The organism is Maribacter aquimaris (assembly GCF_014596745.1).
In the GTDB taxonomy this organism is placed as follows: domain Bacteria; phylum Bacteroidota; class Bacteroidia; order Flavobacteriales; family Flavobacteriaceae; genus Maribacter_A; species Maribacter_A aquimaris.
On the sequence record NZ_JABTCF010000003.1, the window covers coordinates 388,282 to 408,938 of the forward strand.

The following is a 20,657-nucleotide window of genomic DNA, read 5'->3' on the forward strand; positions in this document are numbered from 1 at the left end:
CGAAATATGTGCTATTCTTTAATTATGACCTAAAACTAGATAAATAGAGGGGTGTGGAAAAAACTATGTTGTCAAATGCACCTATTATGATGTGAAACAATCATTTTTGATTTTTAATACAATAATCCAAGGAAATCCTAGTTACCTCGACCAATGACTATATTGTCCCTCTTTTTGACATACGATGGGACATAATCGTAAAGCGCAAGTACCGTCCTTAACATCCTGAAAATCAAAAAGCCCTTATTACAGCAGTAATAAGGGCTTTCCTAATGTATCAATAAAACTTCAATTCATGTTGCTTTCGAACTTGACTCCTTTAATATCATTTATTTTCAATGACTTGGAATAGTTTAATAAAAAATCAATGGTTTCTGGTTTAGCCATCACCTTTTCATACTTCTTCTTTTTCTCGACGTAAAATTTCCCCATATCTATTTAAGTATTGATTCACTATGAAAACGCTACAAGGTTCAATATAATAAATACGTTCGACCTAAGACCTTAATATTCGTCGAAATAATAGGTTTGTCGACACAGGTAATGATTAATTCGTTAAAACGATATTGTGTTCGTCTATAATTTTCCTCAGATTGATCAATGCATAGCGCATACGTCCCAAGGCAGTATTGATACTGACCCCCGTATTTTCGGAAATTTCCTTAAAACTCATATCCTTATACATGCGCATGACCAAAACATTCCGTTGATCTACGGGCAATTCCTCAATAAGTAAAACCAAATCCTCATCAATCTGGTCTTTGATGATTTGTTTTTCAATATTCAATTTCTCATCATGGACCACGGAAAATATATCGAACGTATTGGAAGCCTCGAAATAGGGCATTCTACGGTTCTTTCTAAAATGGTCTATAATAAGGTTGTGGGCAATACGCATGACCCAGGGCAGGAATTTACCCTCTTCATTATACTTCCCTTTTTTTAAGGTGCGTATTACCTTAATAAAGGTATCCTGAAAAATATCCTCGGTTATCTCACGATCATTGACCTTTGAGTAGATAAAACTACTAAGTCTTTGATTATGCCTTTTTATAAGGGTTTCTAGAGCGCGTTCGTCTCCATTGATGTAATTCTGTATAAGTAGGGAGTCTGCTATTTGAAGTTCCATGTCAATTACTTTTTAAAGTTAAAACTAGGGGCTAGTCCTTTTAGGAAAAGCCTTTTTGGGGTTACACTAATTTTAAAAAAGTAATTGTCTTGCTATAGGCGTCTTAACATTTTATTATGTTCAAATATAGATAAAATAATAGGTTATAAAAAAATAGTCGTGTAATTATCAATAAATTAGAGGCAAGCACATGCTTTACTGGCAAATGCATCCCACATATTGTATCTTTGCCGCCTAATCAAGAATATGCCCAAATTACAAGACATAAATCCCAAGAATAATATTATCATAAAGGGTGCGAAACTGCACAATTTAAAAAATATTGATGTTGTCATACCCAGGAACAAATTGGTTGTGATTACAGGACTTTCGGGTTCCGGGAAATCGAGTTTGGCGTTTGATACCTTATATGCCGAAGGACAACGTAGATATGTAGAAAGCCTTTCTTCCTATGCCCGTCAGTTTTTAGGTAAATTGAACAAACCCAAGGTAGATTATATTAAAGGTATAGCCCCTGCCATTGCCATTGAACAAAAGGTCAACTCCACCAACCCGCGTTCAACAGTAGGTACCACGACCGAGATTTACGATTACCTTAAATTGTTATTTGCCCGTATCGGCAGAACGATTTCCCCGATATCCGGGGAAGAGGTAAAAAAACATACGGTCAGTGATGTTGTTGATTACGTTCAACAGTATGCTGAAGGGGAAAAACTCCTGCTCTTGGCACCTATAGTCATCAAAGAAGACCGGGACCCCATAAAATCATTGCAATTATTTTCGAAGCAAGGGTATGCCCGAATAAAACATAATGATAAGGTTATTCGTATCGATGCCGCTCCCGAAGATATTGGCCGTGAATTCAATCTGGTCATCGACAGGATCATTACCAAGGATGACGAGGATTTTTACAATCGCTTGGCGAATGCTGTCGATACCGCTTTCTTTGAAGGGAAAGGGGAATGCGCCATTGAAGAACTTAAAACAGGGAAGCAAACCGTTTTCAATAATAAATTCGAAAAAGACGGGATGTCTTTTCTAGAACCCAATGTACACCTTTTCAGCTTCAACAACCCCTATGGTGCCTGCCCTAAATGTGAAGGGTATGGCGACGTCATTGGTATCGATGAGGATTTGGTCATACCCAATACGGCACTTTCCGTCTATGAAAATGCCATATTCCCTTGGAGGGGTGAAAGTATGGGTTGGTATCGCGATGAATTGGTGAACCATGCCTATAAATTTGATTTCCCCATCCACAAGCCCTGGTTTGAGCTAACCGAAGAGCAAAAACAATTGGTATGGAATGGTAATTCCCATTTTACCGGGTTGCATAAGTTCTTTAGCCTCTTGGAGGATAAAAGTTATAAAATACAGAATCGGGTCATGCTATCCCGGTATCGCGGAAAGACGAAATGTACCGAATGTCGCGGAAAACGTTTACGAAAGGAAACCGAATATGTGAAAATCAGCGGTAAGTCGATTACGGATTTGGTGGAATTACCCATTGATAAATTAACCGCTTTTTTCAAACAACTATCCCTCAATGACCATGATGCCCAAATTGCGAACAGGTTATTGAAGGAAATACATACCCGATTGGGATTCCTGGAAAAGGTCGGACTCAATTACCTAACCCTGAACCGAAAATCGAATACACTTTCCGGCGGTGAAAGCCAACGTATTAATTTGGCGACTTCGTTGGGCAGTAGTCTTGTCGGTTCCATGTATATCCTTGATGAACCCAGTATCGGTTTGCACCCAAAGGATACCGAGAACCTAATAGACGTCTTAAAATCACTTCGGGATCTCGGCAACACCGTTATTGTGGTTGAACATGATGAGGATATTATGAATGCCGCCGATGAGGTTATCGATATTGGGCCTGAAGCAGGAACCCACGGTGGCGAAGTGGTCGCTCACGGCACGTTGACCGAAATCCTTAAGTCTTCTTCCCTTACCGCCAAATATTTGAACGGTACCCTTAAAATTGAAGTCCCTAAAAAAAGAAGGGTCTCCAAAAACTATATTGAAATCAAAGGCGCTAGGGAAAACAACCTAAAAAATATCGATGTCACCTTTCCCCTGAACATGTTGACGGTCATAACCGGCGTTTCCGGTAGTGGAAAAAGTACGTTGGTAAAAAAATTACTCTATCCGATAATCCTGAAGAATGTTGGCGGTTACGGTCAGAAAGCCGGACAGTTTACTTCCGTAGAGGGCAAATACGATTCCATCAAGCATGTCGAATTTGTTGACCAGAACCCCATAGGAAGGTCCTCACGATCAAACCCGGTGACCTATATCAAGGCCTATGACGACATCAGGGCCTTGTTTGCGGGACAAAAGTTAAGTAAGATCAGGGCTTACCAAGCCAAACATTTTTCTTTTAATGTCGATGGTGGCCGCTGTGAAAAATGCAAGGGGGAAGGTGAAATAACCGTAGAGATGCAGTTTATGGCCGATGTACATTTGGAATGTGATACCTGCAATGGCAAACGGTTCAAAAAAGAAGTCTTGGAGGTTACTTTCGAAGGAGCCAATATTGCCGATGTCCTGAATATGACAATTGATGATGCCATTGATTTTTTCGAAAAACATGGTCAGCATAAAATTGTAGGCAAGTTAAGCCCCTTACGGGAAGTGGGTCTTGGGTATGTAACATTAGGGCAATCCTCCTCTACCCTTTCCGGTGGTGAGGCCCAACGGATCAAACTGGCATCATTCCTGGTAAAAGGGACCACAAAAGACAAAGCCTTGTTCATTTTTGATGAACCAACGACCGGATTGCACTTCCACGACATTAAAAAATTGTTGAAATCCTTTGATGCCTTACTATCAAAAGGGCACTCGGTCGTAGTCATCGAACACAATATCGAACTTATCAAATGTGCCGACCATATTATCGACCTTGGTCCCGAAGGTGGGGAAAATGGCGGACAGCTATTGGCACAAGGCACCCCTGAGGAAATCATTAAAAACAAATCCTCCTTTACCGCGAATTATTTAAAGGAAAAACTATAACCGGACCACTCGCCTATTTATATAAATCAGAACAGTCCTATTGGTAGTAATACCTTTATGATAGGCTGTTGTTTTTCCCTTAAAAAAGGAAAGCAACGCGGTTCCCCCTATTTACACATAGCTTTATTTATCTGTTTATCAACTGATTATAGTTGTTAACTATTCTTTGGCACGCTGTTTGGTATATACTAATCGAATGTAAATAGTTGCATTCGGGAATTTAAACCTTATATCATGAGAAATATAGTACTTCTTTTAACAGCCCTTGTATTCAGTACCTCTGGAACCATGGCTAGTACCGTTGAAGATAAGGTTGCAACAAGCAATGCTTATACCAATAACAACTCGTTCATTTTTATTGAGCAAGGCATTACGTTTTCAGTATTTCCCGATGGTGAATTCGATTTTTATATTGAGAATTATGTATCCGGCCGTAATAATGGGGTAACCATGAATTCCGGTTATGATTATAGTCCTTATGCACAATATGATGATTATGGTGCGGTCGTTCAGGTAGAGAACGTACCTATCTATTATGACAACTATGGTCGTGTGACCCAAATTGGTGATGTTAATATCAATTACAGGAACAATAGGGTTTTCAGAATGGGTGGTATGTATGTGTATTACAACCATAATGGATTCTATGACCACCATACAGGATACATCAATGTTTACAACAGACACTATGTATACAGACCTTTCCACAGGTTCTTTTTAAGACCCGCAATCGGATTTTCGTTAGTATACCAGAGACCTTACAGAAGGTATTATGCACCTTACCGATATACCTATTATAGACCATATAATTATAATACACGAAGGGCTTATGCCAAAATCGGAAGGGAACATAGATATAACCAAGTACGTCGCGAAAGAGCCACTATTTACAGAAACGATAAAAGAGTTGCCCAACGCAGAGTGAACCATACACGCAGGAATGATGTGGCCCGTACAAATAGAACGGTGAACAGGAATAATGTGATAAACAAGAACTATAGATCAAATACCCAAAGAGCTAAGGTTTCCAAAAATGTGGGTACCCGTTCAAATCGGTCCAATGCCAAAGTTGCCAATAGGTCAACAGTCAATAGGCTCAAGAGCGTTAATACAAAATCCTTGAATAACCGTAGTGTAGCCCAACGATCAACATCGGTAAGGACTCCACAACGAAATACGATTACCAAAAAGACAGTAACAAAAACGCCTCGAAGAACCACGGTAACAAGAAGTAGCACCACGTACAAGAAACCGGTAAGTAGAACCACGAACAGAAACGTACGTAGCAGTATCGCTACAAGAACCCAAAGGTCCGTTGCCCAAAGGCCATCAAGTCGAAGTACTAGTAAAAGTACCGTACGAAAAGCCGCTTCCAAAAGTAGAAGTGTTGCAACAAGGAGTAGTAGCTCTAGAAGCTCTAAAGGAAGAAGCTCTAGTAGACAGTAAATAATAGAAGAACAATGATCCCGGCCGAAGTGTCGGGGTTAGTTCGACCAACGTAATTCAATAAGCTTGCGGCTTTTGAAATTCGGGTCCCATAAAGATAGTTTTTAGGTTGGTTGGTTGTTTAAACCCTGATGCGGAATATTCCCGTCAGGGTTTATCTTTTTAAATACTTTGAAAGCATCCGATAAACATCCTCTGAAATCTTAAACCGGTATAGGACCCCTAGATATAGCACGGTGGTGATGGTACCCTTGATCACAATATTCACTAGCGAATGAAATGGCAAGTTGACCATATAAAACACACCACCTAAAACAAGTAAAAGTCCACCTACTTTTAGGGTCTCCATGGTGAAGGGCATTATATTGAATTTGGCACGGACAAAGAATAATTTTATGGTATTGTAGATTGATATTGCAATGAAGGTAGCCAATGCAGCCCCATAAAGTCCATATTTCGGAATAAAAAGTATGTTAAGCAGTATGACAAGTACCGCCAACAAAACCCCCATACCCAATAAGGTTTTATAATAATCGGAATTGTAAAGGATCGCATTGTTGATCCCTAACACCGAATCGTACACCTTGGCCAGGCCTATTAGAAACACAATAGCAAAGCCGCCCCGGTATTCTTCGGGAAGTACCAGGAACAGATCGTTCAAATTGGTTATGATCAACACGAACAATAACCCCGATGCAATAAACAGTGTCAAAGAGGATTTTTTATACAAGGACCCCAATCCTTCATGATCGTTATTGTTCAACAATTCCGCCGTCAGTGGATAGGTGATTTGATGCATGGCCCTAGAAGGTACGATAATGGTTGTGGCAATATAAATGGCCACCCCATAATAGGCCACATTTTCAATAAGTTTATATTGGTTGATCATTACTTTGTCTATCTCTAGGATAATCACCGCAGCCGACCCCCCAAGGATAATCAAGGCACTATAACTTAAGATCGCACGTGTATTGGCCGGAAAATCGAAATTCAATTTGGGCATTTTTAAACCATAGGCATAGATCTTCATAATCAGGGTGCGCAAAAGATATAAGCCGACGAGGGCCTTCAGGAAGAAATCTACCGTAATACTATCGAAATAAACCAAAATCAAAAGGATCATTACCCCTATCCTATTAAAAACCTCTTTCATAAAATTGCCAAAAACAGATTTCATCTGAACCTTGGCCCATGCGTAGAACACCTCAAAATAGGCCATGGCGAATCCAATCAGAAAGATGTACCATACATAATTCCTGACAATACCATTTTCCTTGGATATAAAACTCCCTATGGCATCCGTAAAAACAAAAGTTACCAAGGCCATGGGAACAATAAGTAGCAAGGGCAACAATAGCATAAGGGTCTCAAAGGCCTCGGTGTTTCCCGTTTTTTTGAAACTACTATAGAACTTGACCAAAGTATTGGGCACACCAAATGCCAAGAGGGGCATTAAAACGGCGGAAGTGGATAATATGACCGTTACCAATCCGTAATATGCATCCGTTAAAAAATTAGTATAAAGAAAAAGCGTATTTACGGCAGCAACCCCAAACCCCAAATAGGTGATTATGGTGTTGTTCAATGCTTGTTTACTGACTATTCCCATTAAATAAGTTTGGCTAATTCCCTGGTAAGCGCCCTGCGACTATATTTTTCAATGCCTTGTGCATCCATCATCAGCCCATCATTGCTATAGGCCTCGAACCACTTTAAAAGTACATCTTTTAATTTATTCTCATCATCATATCCAAAGCTGATCCCCGAATGGGTATCCGCAATGATCCGAGCGGCATCCCAACCTTCCGGACCTATACCCAATATAGGTCGCCCAGCAGCCATATACTCATATAACTTGCCTGGCAATATGCCCTTGGTCTCGTGGGAATCTATCTCTACCAATAAAAGGACTTGGGATTCCTGTTGCAAGCTTACAGCTTCTTCATGGGACACATAACCCAATAATTCAGTGTGATCCCTTAACCCGGCATCATAGATACTTTGCAGTACATCCTCGCTAACCACGCCTGCCAAACGCAATTTAAAACAAGAATCAAATTCGTCATTCTCGAGTACCATCGTACCCAATACCCGCCATAAAATCGCCGGATTCCTACCGGAAAGCAAGGAACCTATATGCGAAATCGTAAACCCCTTGGACAATACCTTTGGGACCGAAATATCGGTATCATACCCATTGGTGATAACTGAAATGGGTTTCTGGGTAATCCCTTTAAACTCCTCTTTGGTGGTGTTGCTGGTCACGATGACCCTATCGGCATTGTTCAGTACAAGATGCTCCAACCGTTTATGCTCTTGCTGTGATTTAGGGGTAAGCTTTAATTTTTTATGATAGCCTATCGAGGTCCATGGATCCCTAAAATCGGCCAACCATTTCACCTTTGTAATTTCTTTCAATTGGTTTCCAATCAAATGAAGACTATGGGGAGGTCCTGTGGTAACAAGGCAATCGATATTTTCCTTTTCGATAATGGTCTGTAAAAAACGCACTGATGGCCTTACCCAATTCTTACGTGCATCCGGAATGAAAAAATTACCCCGTACCCATAACATCACCTTTTCCAAAAAAGATTGGTTCTTGGTGGTTATAATACCCGAACTTATACGTTTTGCGTCCTTTTTAGAGAAAAACCCCGCTACTTTATAGGGTTCACGAATGGGATGCCTATAAATGACCAATCCCTTCGGTACCTCGTTCCCTATGGAATCATCGACAATGGGATAATTCGGGTTTTCAGGAATATAAACGATTGGGGTTATCCCGAATTCCGGTAGGTATTTAACGAATTTCAACCATCGTTGTACCCCAGGCCCACCCGCTGGGGGCCAATAGTACGTAACGATCAATACCTTTTTCATTGGTCTTCCTCCTTTTTAGAAGAACGTTTTACGGAATAAAAAATACCACCAAGAATGATCAGCACCAACAAAATCGAACTTACCAAGGATATTTGACTGCCTTTTTCAATAATCGGGGGTTCAAATTTAAACGCTATGGTATGGTCGCCTTCAGGCACTTTCAAGGCCCTTAAAACATAATTAACCCTAAAATGGTCTTTGCGTTGACCATCGATATAGGCATTCCAACCGTTTTCATAAAACATTTCGGAAAACACCAATACACCGGCATTGGGATTCGATGATTTATAGACCAAATGGTTGGGTTCGTAATCCGTTAAAGTAACTGTAGCCAATGAATCCACTTGGAAATCAAACCGATTTATATTTGAAAACTCGGTAGTGTTCACAACAGCTTCGTGTTTTAGGTCAATACTTCCCAAGGCTGTTATTTCCTCGTTGGCCGAATTCACACCTATCAAGGAATCTATAAACCATGCATTCCCATTGGCTTTGGCATTCAAGGTTGGCGCATTCTTACCCTCCTCATTTTGTTGGACCACATATTTTACATTCAGCATATTCAGGATTTCGATCTTTCCCTGATAGATATAAAAATCGAATAGATCCTGCAATCTAGCAGGTTTGGCCGCATGGTAACCACCAATGGATTTATGGTAGAATGAAGTCCGTGCCCCGTTTAAGCCTTCTTGGGGGTCGTATACCCTATAAATACTTTTGTCCTGTAATATTTTCTGATCTGTGGGTGTTATAGGAAAAGGTGCTGCCATTTTTCGTTTTGACACAAAATCATCCTTGTTAACATAGCGGAGATCCACACCGACCAAATCGACTACGATCAGCACCCCCATGGCCAGGATAAGCATATTGCCCTTTAATTTCCCCTTTAAAAACAACCAGATCGCCGCGGCCGCCAGAATAACAAAAACCAACGTCCGTAAAAGATCACTGCTGTACACCGCTTCCCGGTCCAACCGAATCAGCGAGAGGATCTCATCGCCATAATAGCGTTTGAGTGTTTCGTCGGAGGCACCTTCAAAACTGAACGTGTTCTTAACCAAAAACAGGGCTACGCCAAGCCCCAACATCGTGAAAAAGGAAATCTTCAATGCTTTTAACTTCCTGCTATTATCCACTGTGGGATCTATAAGTTCCTTCAAGGCCAATATGCCCAATACGGGAGCACAAAGTTCAACAATCACCTGTATTGATGATACGGCCCTGAACTTATTGTAAAATGGGAAGTAATCGATCATAAAATCCGTCAAGAAACCAAAATTCTTTCCCCATGACAAAAGAAGGGACAGGACTACCCCGCCCAAGAGCCACCATTTGGCCCTACCCTTGACCAAGAGCAATCCCAATAAAAACAAAAAGAGAATCACGGCACCAATATAGGCCGGTGCGGCAACGATCGGCTGATCTCCCCAATAAAGTGGTAAATGTCTTGAGAAATCCAGTGCCTGACTTCTTGAAATCCCTTGGTCGATCAAAAAGTCGTATGTTTTGGAATCACTGCCCAAATCCTCGGAATTGGACCCTCCGAATAAACGGGGAACGAACAAATTCAACGACTCCGCGATACCATAACTGTATTGTGTAATATAATTTTTATCAAGTCCCTTGGTCGTTGTCTTTGTAGAACCATCGGGATTAATGGTCAGTTCGGAGGTGCCCCTGGTACTCCAATCGGCATATTCCTTTGTAGCCATCAAACCTGTTGCATTGGCCGCTATACCAAGAACAACCGCAACCAACAGCAACCCTACTGAAGTAAAGAAATTTCGCAATTCATTCTTACGGATTGCAAAAAATAAATAGACCAGTCCCAAAATCAATACCAAAAGCATAAAGTAATAGGTCATTTGATAATGATTGGCACCCACTTCAAGGGCCATGGCGATGGCGGTCAGCACAAATCCCCACAGGTATTTCTTTCGGAAGGTAAGTACGATGCCTCCCAAGAGCATGGGCATATACGCCAATGCATGGGCTTTTGCATTATGGCCAACCCCGAGTATTATGATCAAATAGGTTGAAAATCCAAAGGCCAACGCTCCCATCGCTGCCAGTCTATAATCCACCTTGAGGCAACACAGCAAAATATAGAATCCTAAAAAGTAAATAAAAAGATAGTCGGCAGGTCGCGGCAGAAAACGAATCAATCGATCCAGTTTCTTTACATAATCATGGGGATAATAGGCCCCTAATTGATACGTGGGCATACCGCCAAAAGCACTGTTTGTCCAATAAGGTTCCTCCCCTGTTTTCTTTCGAAAATCGTTCTGTTCCTTAGCCATTCCGGTATACTGACGAATATCGGATTGTTCAATGACCTTGCCTTGTAGAACAGGGCTGAAATATGCCAAGGCGACGATTACAAAAAAAACAAAAACAAAAAAATGGATAAAAAAAGCTTTTAAACCTAACTTCATTGGTTTATGGATGTGGTTGGTTTCGCTAAAATAATCAATCTAGTTCCTCAAACTCGATGTATTCACCAACTTTTTTAGAGGATGAAGGTCTTTTTGATGGTTTTTTGTCGATTATGACATCACCAACTTTTTCCTCATGGGTTTTCCCTTGTTCGGGAAAACCACCGAAGTTCTCACGAAATCGTTCTTCGGTCTTTCTTGCTGCATAGCTGAAAATCTTTGGGGCAAACCACCTGGCCAAAATTTTTAGCAGATAATACACCAAGAGAATTATTAAAATCGTTTTCAGAAAAGCCATATTAATTTACTGTAATTTATATCAAAAGTACAATTCTAACGTTGTAATAATAACGTAAAAGTCTTAAAATAATAATAAAATCAAACTATGGGCGGTTGTTTTGAGTTGAAAAAATCAACGTTTTATATCCTTTTTATAAGTCTGGTCATCCCTTTCCTCGGAAGATCCCAATATACAGATGTCATTAATTCCAATAGACCTGGCTTATCTGTTAGTGCCTATGCCGTAGGTAAAAATGTGATTCAGTTGGAATCCGGTCTGTTCTACGAACAACAGGACCATAATTTATTGAATACACAAAGTGATATTATCGGCACTGACATTTCCTTACGATATGGTTTGTTGTTCGAGCAATTGGAACTGAATTGGGAAGGTACGTTTCAAAACCAAAATATTACGTTTGCAAATTTCGATATTAGTGATTCCAGAACTGATTTTTATAGAAATAGGATCGGATTGAAATATTTGATCTACGATCGTTACAAGGATGACAAACCCAATCTATATAGCTGGAAGGCGAACAATCTTTTTCAGTTGAAGAATTTGATTCCGTCCATATCCATTTATGCCGGTGCCAATTTTGTTTTGGGGGACAATCCTTTCTATGTCGGCGACCCGACCATATCCCCGCGGGTAATGGTAGCCACCCAGAGTCGATTATCGCCTAGGTTCGTCCTTATCTCCAACCTTGCATACGACCGTATAGGAACCGATTTCCCTGAAATGAGTTATATCATCTCGCTCTCCCACGCTTTTAGAAACCCTAAATGGAGTGTCTTCGTGGAAAACCAAGGAATTGACAGTGATCGTTACTCCGATGTTCTGCTACGTGGCGGGGTGGCCCATTTGTTCACTGAAGAGTTACAGGCCGATTTAAATCTTGGTGCCAGTTTCAAGAATACGCCTTCCCGCATTTTTATAAGTGCCGGTGTGTCGTACCGCTTTGATTTCCATAAAGACCAACCCAAGGCCATCGAGGATCAAAATGCAGATGAGAATGGTGGGGAGATCAAGAAAAACTCCATGAAGAAGAAAAAGAAAGTGAAAAAGAAAAAGAATAATGGAAGGGGTGCAGAGGACATCGATCTGGGTCCGACCAAAAAGCAACTTCGGAAACTTAAAAAGGAGCAAAAAAAAGATAATGGACGATAATGGCTAATGTTCGGTAAAAACCTTTACCCATACCATGAAAAATTGGCGGGTTAATTTTCTGATCTTGATTAATATTGCTAATATTGACCTTACAAAAAATTCGTATGGTCACCCTAAAAGAAGCCACCTCCAAAGCCGATTTAAAAAAATTCGTCAAGTTTCCTTTTTCATTGTACAAAGACTCCCCGTATTGGGTCCCGCCCATTATCAATGAAGAACTTGATTCCTTTGACAAATCAAAAAACCCAGTCTTTAAAAATGCAGAGGCCCGTTTTTTTCTGGCATACAAGAACGACATTCCTGTAGGTAGGGTCGCAGCTATTGTCAACTGGATAGAGATCAACCAACAAAAGGTAAGCAAAATGCGTTTTGGATGGTTCGACTTTATCGATGATTTTGAGGTTTCGGAAACCTTGCTAAGGAAAGTTGCCGATATAGGTCATCAACACAACCTGAAATATATGGAAGGCCCGGTCGGGTTCTCCAATATGGATAAGGTGGGGGTGCTCGTCGAGGGCTTTGAGGAAATAGGCACCATGATTACCTGGTACAATCATCCGTATTACCAAAAGCACTATGAACGATTGGGTTTTGTAAAGGAAAAAGAATATGAGGAAAATAGATTCCCCTTTGCCAATGCCCATCCTAAATTTTACGATAAGGCCGGTGAATTGGTCAAAAGAAGGTATGGTGTAAAACCCCTAAGTTATACAAAAACAAAAGATGTAATGGCCATGGCAGATTCCATGTTCGATCTTTTCAATGAAACCTATGCCTCCTTATCCTCATTTGTTCCGATAACAGAGGTGCAAAAGGCGTATTTCAAAAAGAAATACATCAGTTTTATCAACCCGGAATACATCAAATACATCCTTGATAAGGATGATAACCTTATTGCCTTTGGTATTGTAATGCCTTCATTTTCCAAAGCCCTTCAAAAATCGAAGGGCAAATTGTTCCCATTCGGTCTCTTTCATATGTTAATGGCCAAAAAATATAGTAAAGAAGTTATCTTTTACTTGATCGGGGTACACCCCGAATATCAAAATAAAGGGGTTACAGCCGTCATGTTCCAAGAGTTCTACAAGACGTTTACGGCAAAAAACATACAGCACTGTGTCCGAACCCCTGAATTGGCAGACAATATTGCCATAAAGCAATTATGGAAGCATTTCGACCCGGAAATATATAAACGCAGGAGAACGTATCGCAAAGAGTTATAATAACAAAACCCCCAGCATTCCATGAATTCTGGGGGTTTTTTATGATATAATAAGTACGCTTACTCTCCCATGGCGGCAGCAACTGCAGCCGACAATCTTTTATACGTACCATTTTCAAGACGCTCGCGTATTGCGGAAAACGCCTCCAAAGTTTCTTCAATATCTGCCATCGTATGTGTAGCTGTAGGAATCAAACGCAATAAGATCATCCCTTTAGGAATTACAGGATACACTACAATAGAGCAGAATATTCCATAATTTTCACGAAGGTCCTTAACCAAAGCCATTGCCTCAGGAATACTTCCGCTTAAATAAACAGGTGTCACACAACTTGTAGTGCTACCGATATCAAAACCTCGCTTCTTAAGACCATTTTGCAATGCATTTACGTTCTCCCAAAGTTTGGCCTTTAATTGTGGCATGGTGCGTAACATATCCAAACGTTTCAAAGCACCTTTCACATAAATCATAGGCAGTGACTTGGCGAACATTTGTGAACGAAGATTATATTTTAGATAATCTATAATTTCCTTATCCGCAGCCAAAAAAGCACCTATACCGGCCATTGATTTTGCAAAAGTCGCAAAATACACATCAATATCATCCTGGACACCTTGTTCCTGCCCCGTTCCAGCACCCGTTTTACCGAGGGTACCAAATCCGTGTGCATCATCCACGAACAGTCTAAAATTATATTTTTTCTTTAGGGCAATTATTTCCTTTAACCTGCCTTGTTCCCCACGCATACCAAATACACCTTCCGAAATAACCAATATACCTCCACCGGTCTGTTCGGCCATTCTTTTGGCTCGCTCCAGGTTTTTCTCAAGACTCTCCATATCGTTATGCTTGAAGGTAAAGCGTTTACCCATATGCAAACGTACACCATCGATAATACAAGCGTGTGCGTCTACGTCATAAACAATAATATCGTCCTTCGCGACTAAGGCATCTATGGCCGAAACCATTCCCTGATAGCCAAAATTCAATAAATATGCAGATTCTTTGGAAACAAAAGCTGCCAACTCCTGCTGGAGTTGCTCATGGAAATCAGTATGCCCACTCATCATCCTTGCCCCCATAGGGTAAGCAGCACCATATTCTGCAGCGGCCTCCGCATCAACTTTCTTAATCTCCGGTAAATTGGATAGTCCCAAATAATCATTTATACTCCAAGTAATCACCTCTTTACCTTGGAACTTCATTCTATTGGAAATAGGTCCTTCTAATTTTGGAAAAACAAAATATCCTTCTGCCTGAGAAGCCCATTTTCCCAACGGACCTTTATTCTCAATAATTCTTTCAAATATATCTCTCATTTTACCTAACTGGTTTGTCTGCAAAAGTAGAGATTTTTCATCAGCATTCATAACATATTGGTACGCAAAAAAAAAGCAATGATGTTTAAATCATTGCTTTTTATTGGTTTAGATAATTTTAAACCCTATTTTATAAACTGTACACTGTGGGTTTCTTGTTCTACCCCAACCCCCATAAATCCTTGGTCTTCCATCCATTTGTCGCTGTAGACCTTGCTCATATATCGAGACCCATGGTCAGGGAACACCACAACGATATTACTATCCTTGTCAAATTTCCCAAGGGCATCCAATTGTTTGATGGCCTGCATGGCCGCCCCACTGGTATAACCGGCAAAAATACCTTCGGTACGGGCCAATTCCCGTGCAGAATGGGCACTTTCCTCATCGGTAACCTTAATAAATTCATCGATAACACTAAAATCGGTCGAAGTAGGAATCAAATTTTTTCCAAGTCCTTCTATACGATAAGGGTAAATCTCCTTATTGTCGAATTCACCGGTTTCGTGGTATTTTTTTAGCACGGAACCAAAAGCGTCAACCCCAATGATCCTAACATCGGAATTCTGTTCCTTTAAATATCTTCCTATGCCGGAGATGGTTCCCCCGGTACCACTACACGCGACCAAATGGGTAATCTTTCCATTGGTCTGATTCCATATCTCAGGACCTGTTGATGCATAATGGGCATCAATATTCAATTCATTGAAATACTGGTTGATATACACGGAACCTTCTGTTTCCTTATGCAATCTTTTTGCCACCTCATAATAAGACCGGGGATCATCAGCACTAACATGGGCAGGGCACACATAAACCTTGGCACCCATTGAACGCAGCATATCAATTTTATCGGCAGAGGATTTAGAACTGACCGCAAGAATACAATCGTACCCTTTAATAATGCTCACCATGGCAAGGCTGAAGCCTGTATTGCCCGAGGTGGTCTCGATTATGGTGTTCCCTTCCTTTAATATACCCTTCTTTTCTGCTTGATCTATAATATAGGATGCTATTCTGTCCTTAGTGGAATGTCCGGGGTTAAAGGCCTCTACCTTGGCATAATAATTACCGTGAAGGTTGGCCGTTAATTTATTTAGTTTGATTAGGGGAGTGTTTCCTATTAAGTCTAGGACACTATTGTAGGCATTTATCTTATGTTCCATAAAGGCAATCTAAGTTTTGATCCTAGAAAATTATCAAATTGATCAAATTCCTCGACAAAACTACTATTTTTTTTATTATCATTCGATTTTCCCCTCCAAATCCAATAAAAATGCATATTCCTTGGTAACTTCCCTCAAGGATTCGAAACGTCCGGAAGCTCCTCCATGGCCAGCTTCCATATTGATATTGAACAACAATAGATGGTCATCGGTTTTCAATTCCCTTAATTTTGCCACCCATTTTGCTGGTTCAAAATACTGTACCTGTGAATCATGTAAACCAGTCGTGACCAACATATTGGGATAATCATGGGCGGTTACATTATCATATGGGGAATAGGATTTCATGTAATCGTAGTATTTTTTATCATTGGGATTCCCCCATTCGTCATATTCCCCTGTCGTTAGCGGAATGGAATCATCCAACATGGTTGTTACCACATCCACAAAAGGCACAGCGGCAATAACCCCATTATAGAGTTCAGGTGCCATATTCACCACCGCCCCGATCAAAAGTCCACCCGCAGATCCCCCCATCGCATAGAGATGGTCAGGACTTGTGAAATTGTTTTTGATCAGATGCTTGGAACAATCTACAAAGTCAGTGAACGTGTTCATCTTTTTTAGGAGTTTACCATCATCATACCATTGCCTACCCAAATATTGTCCGCCCCTTATATGGGAAATGGCATAAACAAAACCACGATCCAAAAGACTTAAACGGACCGTAGAGAAATACGGATCAATGGTCGACCCATAAGAACCATAAGCATACTGTAATACGGGTGTGTCCTTATTGATCTCTGTATCTTTATGAAACACGATAGACATCGGGACCTTAGCCCCATCACGGGCCGTGGCCCATATGCGTTCTGACCTATAATCCTCCTTTTTGAACTTACCGCCCAGGACTTCCTGTTCCTTTTTGACCACCTTGTCCTTGGTGCGCATATTAAAATCTATCACCGAGCTGGGTGTTGTCATTCCGTTATAGCCGTAGCGTAGGATCTCTGTGTCGAACTCGGGGTTCGCACCCACATAGGCCGTATAGGTTTCGCTTTCGAAGGGCAAATAATAACTATCCTTTTTATCCCAACGGGTGATCTTTAGTTTATTCAGTCCATTCTCCCGTTCGGAAAGCACATAATAATCCTTGAAAATATCAATATCCTCTAGCAAGACCTCCTCCCTATGGGGGATGAACTCTTCCCAAGATTCCGAAGAAGTCTGCGCTTCCCCAACCTTCATCAATTTAAAGTTCCTTGCTTTATCCTTATTGGTTAAAATATAAAATGAATCGCCATAGTGTGCTATGGAATACTCCAATCCCCTTTTCCGTGGGGAGAATATCCTGAAATCATCCATGGGGGTATCTGCATTCAATATCCTAAATTCGGAAGTCAATGTACTGTAACTCCCTATGACCAAATATTTATGTGACTTGGTTTTATAGACAAAGGTTCCGAAAGTTTCATCCTCTTCGTGATAAACCATGTGATCATCCGAAGTATCGGTACCGAAAGTATGCCTGTAAATCTTATCAGCACGAAGTGTAACTGGGTCTTTTTTACTGTAGAACATGGTTTTGGTATCATTGGCCCACACAGAGCCACCCGTGGTGTTTTCTATTTTATCACTGTAGATTTCACCCGTTTCAAGATTCTTGATCTGAATGGTATACTGTCTTCGCGAAACCGTATCAATACCAAATGCCGCCAATTTATTGTCTGGACTGATCGCAATCCCCCCTAAATTGAAGAATTCGTGCCCTTCGGCCATTTCATTGCAATCGAACATGATTTCCTCCGGGGCGTCCAACGTGTCTTTGTGACGGCTATAAATGGGGTATTCCTTGCCTTTCTCATAGCGGGTAACATACCAATATCCGTTTTTCTTATAAGGTACCGAGGAATCATCCTCCTTGATCCTTCCCTTCATTTCCTCGAACAAAGCGTTTTGGAAATCCTTGGTATGCGCGGTCAATTTTTCATAATAGGCATTTTCCTTCTCGAGATGGGCTATGACCTCCGGGTCTTCCCTATCGTTCATCCAATAGTAATCATCTACCCTAGTATCGTTATGTTTTACTAATTCCTTTTTTACTTTTTTGGCAACGGGGGCAACATTTTTTGTCATGGTAATCTATTCATTATGGAAAGAAGATGCAAAAGTAATACTTACCATAGAAACTAGCATTCTTTTTACCCTGCGGATCATATAATTGGGGTATCGGTACAATTTAGTAATTTTGGCTCCGTAACATATAAAATAGAAAACATGTTTGGAGATATGATGGGAATGATGGGGAAACTCAAAGAAGCCCAAGAAAAAGTAGAAGCCACAAAAAAAAGATTGGATACCGTTTACCTTCAGGAAGAATCATCCGATGGCTTATTATCCGTTTCGATTTCTGCCAATAGGGTCATAAAGGAAATCAAATTGGATGAAAGTTTATTACAGGATAAGGAGCAGCTTGAGGATTACCTTATCCTAACATTGAACAAGGCCATAGAAAAGGCCACAAAAGTCAACGAAACCGAACTTGCAGCAGTTGCCAAGGAAGGTATGCCCAATATTCCAGGAATGGATTCGTTATTCAAATAGACCCTTGGCAGGGTTTTTGAAAAGCTCTTAAAAAACGATATCATGAAAAGTTTGTTATTCCTATTCCTAGTCCCATTATTCCTTACCACCGAGATGCATACGGACATGGATAAGGATACGAAATGGTTGACTGATTTTGAAAAGGCGCTAAAAGTGGCAAAAAAAGACCATAAGAATGTCTTGGTCTATTTTACGGGTAGCGACTGGTGCCCACCATGCAAAATGCTAAAGACCGATTTATTCGATTCAGCGGAATTCAAGGCACTTTCCAAGGACTATGTCCTATTATATGTTGATATGCCGAGAAATAGGGATTTGCTTTCCCCGGAGCAGAGGGAACACAACAAGGATCTTTTAAAGAAGTACAACAAAAAGGGAGTATTCCCCCTTCTAAAAATAGTCAATGCAAAAGGGAATGCGTTGGATGAATATTCTGGTTATAGCATGAATGGCGAGATCCGCTATCATCTAGACTTATTGAACAGGTATAAATAATACATCGATTACCATTATAACAAAAAAGGCTTCCCATTCAGGAAGCCCTTTTTGTTTGTGGACCAACCCTGTGCTGGCATATAAAATAATAGGCCGCAGCAAGGCGTATTAGTCCTTTACTAGCAACAGGGGCCCTATAATGTATTGTTTTAAAGCTTTTACAATCAATAGCTGCCGAATAAGTCATTTTACCTATTGAAGCCTATAGATCCTGAAATACGGTACAATAAAAAAGGACTCCCGATATGGAAGTCCTTTTTATAGGTTAGTGTTTTACCCGTATTAGTTGTTGATCAACCTGAATTCAGTTCTTCGGTTAACCGCGTGCTCTCTTTCAGTACAGGTAACACCTTCTGCACATCTGTTCTTAACTTTATTCTCTCCGTAACCATTGGCTACCAATAAGCTAGAGTTAATTCCTTTGGTGATCAAATAATCAGCGACCGCCTTAGCCCTTCTTTCGGAAAGATCTTGGTTAGAAGAAGCATTACCCCTTACATCGGTATGGGAAGCAATCTCCAATTTAACACCTGGATTTTGTTGCAAAACAGGCATTAAACGTGTATCGATGATTCTTTTGGCCTCAGCAGTCAAAGTAGCACTACCCAAGTTCCAATTGATTGGCAAAGCTTGGTATTCCACTAAAGAACATTCAACTTCTGTCCATGTAGTCAATCCACCTTTTTGCTTCATCACTTCCTTAGTAACAGTTTTTGTTACGGCAGGTACGGTTTCTTCAACAGTATAAGCATCTTTGTCCAATACCGTTTTAGTAATCTCGTCGTATTGGGCAGGAATTACCTCTTCGATAACTTTTGCTGGCTCTAACAATACCCTTTTGGTATAGGAAGCGTTTTTAGAACCTATTGCTGTTTTGGCAACAGAAGCATCCGTTCCCAATACTTCAGTTGAAATAGTAGTGAACTCAGCAGGATATCCTTTGTAACACCAGTATCTACAATCATCAGGATTACCAGAGGCACAATCAGGTGCTGCAGCTCCCAATTCCCATTGTGCATAAGCGGGCTTAATTTCAATGGTTTCTGAACTTGGTCTAAAGGATGCAGTACTAACACGCAAGGTGTTTCCTCCTTCTTTGGATACATATGTAATGGTCTCTGTCCCCCATTTCTCTGGAACAACGGTCAATTTTTTACCAGCAGCCTTTATCTCAACCCTTTCAGTAATTGTCTTAAAAGTGGCAGGAACAGTTTTTAAAACCTTGTAAGCTGGCTTTACCGTTAAAGTCACGGTTTCATTAACGTATACATCCGGTGTGGTACAACGAACATAACATTTTCCCGGCTCAGGATTGGCTGGCAAGTCTTGTGCCATTGTAATAGACGCAGTCATAACTGCAAAAAGGAATAGAATTTTTCTCATAATAAAAATTTAGTGTTTGTTATTGTATTGTTACTTGCTGCGAAAGTAGATGAACACAAAACCTTTATGGAGAAACTAAAAAATGACCGATTTGAGCATCGAT

At 40.5% G+C, this 20,657-nt stretch carries 15 protein-coding genes; 6 read left to right on the forward strand and 9 right to left on the reverse strand.

Translation table 11 applies throughout. The annotated features are described in order from the left end of the window. Positions 1–547: 547 nt before the first annotated feature. The gene (locus tag HPE56_RS07615) at positions 548–1,129 is read right to left on the reverse strand and encodes a sigma-70 family RNA polymerase sigma factor (RefSeq protein ID WP_188243168.1); all 582 of its coding nucleotides are present in this window, start codon (positions 1,127–1,129) and stop codon (positions 548–550) included. 246 nt (positions 1,130–1,375) lie between these two features. Here HPE56_RS07615 and uvrA point away from each other — a divergent pair, with 246 nt between their 5' ends. Continuing rightward, a complete protein-coding gene (gene uvrA / locus HPE56_RS07620) occupies positions 1,376–4,153 on the forward strand; it encodes an excinuclease ABC subunit UvrA (protein WP_188243169.1) in 2,778 nt (925 codons plus the stop codon). A 234-nt stretch (positions 4,154–4,387) separates the two neighbouring features. Continuing rightward, the gene (locus HPE56_RS07625) at positions 4,388–5,599 is read left to right on the forward strand and encodes a hypothetical protein (RefSeq protein WP_188243170.1); all 1,212 of its coding nucleotides are present in this window, start codon (positions 4,388–4,390) and stop codon (positions 5,597–5,599) included. A gap of 154 nt (positions 5,600–5,753) precedes the next feature. Here HPE56_RS07625 and HPE56_RS07630 read toward each other — a convergent pair whose 3' ends face one another. The 4 genes from HPE56_RS07630 to HPE56_RS07645 are packed head-to-tail and all read right to left on the reverse strand — an operon-like array spanning position 5,754 to position 11,212. Beyond that, positions 5,754–7,208: a lipopolysaccharide biosynthesis protein gene (locus tag HPE56_RS07630; protein ID WP_188243171.1), complete on the reverse strand. Its 1,455-nt coding sequence runs from the start codon at positions 7,206–7,208 to the stop codon at positions 5,754–5,756. Further along, positions 7,208–8,479: a glycosyltransferase family 4 protein gene (locus HPE56_RS07635; RefSeq protein WP_188243172.1), complete on the reverse strand. Its 1,272-nt coding sequence runs from the start codon at positions 8,477–8,479 to the stop codon at positions 7,208–7,210. The genes HPE56_RS07630 and HPE56_RS07635 overlap by 1 nt, the downstream gene beginning before the upstream one ends. Then, positions 8,476–10,914 carry a YfhO family protein gene (locus HPE56_RS07640; protein ID WP_188243173.1) on the reverse strand — a complete coding sequence of 813 codons (2,439 nt, stop codon included), beginning with the start codon at positions 10,912–10,914 and terminating at the stop codon, positions 8,476–8,478. Before HPE56_RS07640 ends, HPE56_RS07635 begins: the two co-directional genes overlap by 4 nt. Before the next feature lie 34 nt (positions 10,915–10,948). Next, the gene (locus tag HPE56_RS07645; RefSeq protein ID WP_188243174.1) at positions 10,949–11,212 is read right to left on the reverse strand and encodes a DUF4834 family protein; all 264 of its coding nucleotides are present in this window, start codon (positions 11,210–11,212) and stop codon (positions 10,949–10,951) included. 87 nt (positions 11,213–11,299) lie between these two features. On the opposite strand from HPE56_RS07645, the gene HPE56_RS07650 reads away from it, so the two are divergent. Both HPE56_RS07650 and HPE56_RS07655 read left to right on the forward strand, forming a co-directional pair. Further along, positions 11,300–12,364: a transporter gene (locus HPE56_RS07650; RefSeq protein WP_188243175.1), complete on the forward strand. Its 1,065-nt coding sequence runs from the start codon at positions 11,300–11,302 to the stop codon at positions 12,362–12,364. A 104-nt stretch (positions 12,365–12,468) separates the two neighbouring features. After that, a complete protein-coding gene (locus HPE56_RS07655) occupies positions 12,469–13,587 on the forward strand; it encodes a GTP cyclohydrolase (protein WP_188243239.1) in 1,119 nt (372 codons plus the stop codon). 59 nt (positions 13,588–13,646) lie between these two features. On the opposite strand, the gene HPE56_RS07660 is transcribed toward HPE56_RS07655, so the two are convergent. The 3 genes from HPE56_RS07660 to HPE56_RS07670 form a co-directional block, all read right to left on the reverse strand. Further along, positions 13,647–14,906: an aminotransferase class I/II-fold pyridoxal phosphate-dependent enzyme gene (locus tag HPE56_RS07660; RefSeq protein ID WP_188243176.1), complete on the reverse strand. Its 1,260-nt coding sequence runs from the start codon at positions 14,904–14,906 to the stop codon at positions 13,647–13,649. Between the two features lie 125 nt (positions 14,907–15,031). Further along, a complete protein-coding gene (locus HPE56_RS07665) occupies positions 15,032–16,072 on the reverse strand; it encodes a PLP-dependent cysteine synthase family protein (protein ID WP_188243177.1) in 1,041 nt (346 codons plus the stop codon). 78 nt (positions 16,073–16,150) lie between these two features. Continuing rightward, positions 16,151–18,208: a S9 family peptidase gene (locus HPE56_RS07670; RefSeq protein ID WP_188243178.1), complete on the reverse strand. Its 2,058-nt coding sequence runs from the start codon at positions 18,206–18,208 to the stop codon at positions 16,151–16,153. A 141-nt stretch (positions 18,209–18,349) separates the two neighbouring features. Here HPE56_RS07670 and HPE56_RS07675 point away from each other — a divergent pair, with 141 nt between their 5' ends. After that, on the forward strand, positions 18,350–18,676 hold the full coding sequence (locus tag HPE56_RS07675; protein WP_188243179.1) for a YbaB/EbfC family nucleoid-associated protein: 327 nt from the start codon (positions 18,350–18,352) through the stop codon (positions 18,674–18,676). A gap of 42 nt (positions 18,677–18,718) precedes the next feature. Beyond that, positions 18,719–19,171 (forward strand): thioredoxin family protein, encoded by a 453-nt coding sequence (locus tag HPE56_RS07680; protein WP_188243180.1) that lies wholly within the window; start codon positions 18,719–18,721, stop codon positions 19,169–19,171. 282 nt (positions 19,172–19,453) lie between these two features. On the opposite strand, the gene HPE56_RS07685 is transcribed toward HPE56_RS07680, so the two are convergent. Then, positions 19,454–20,554 (reverse strand): OmpA family protein, encoded by a 1,101-nt coding sequence (locus HPE56_RS07685; RefSeq protein ID WP_188243181.1) that lies wholly within the window; start codon positions 20,552–20,554, stop codon positions 19,454–19,456. Positions 20,555–20,657: the final 103 nt, after the last annotated feature.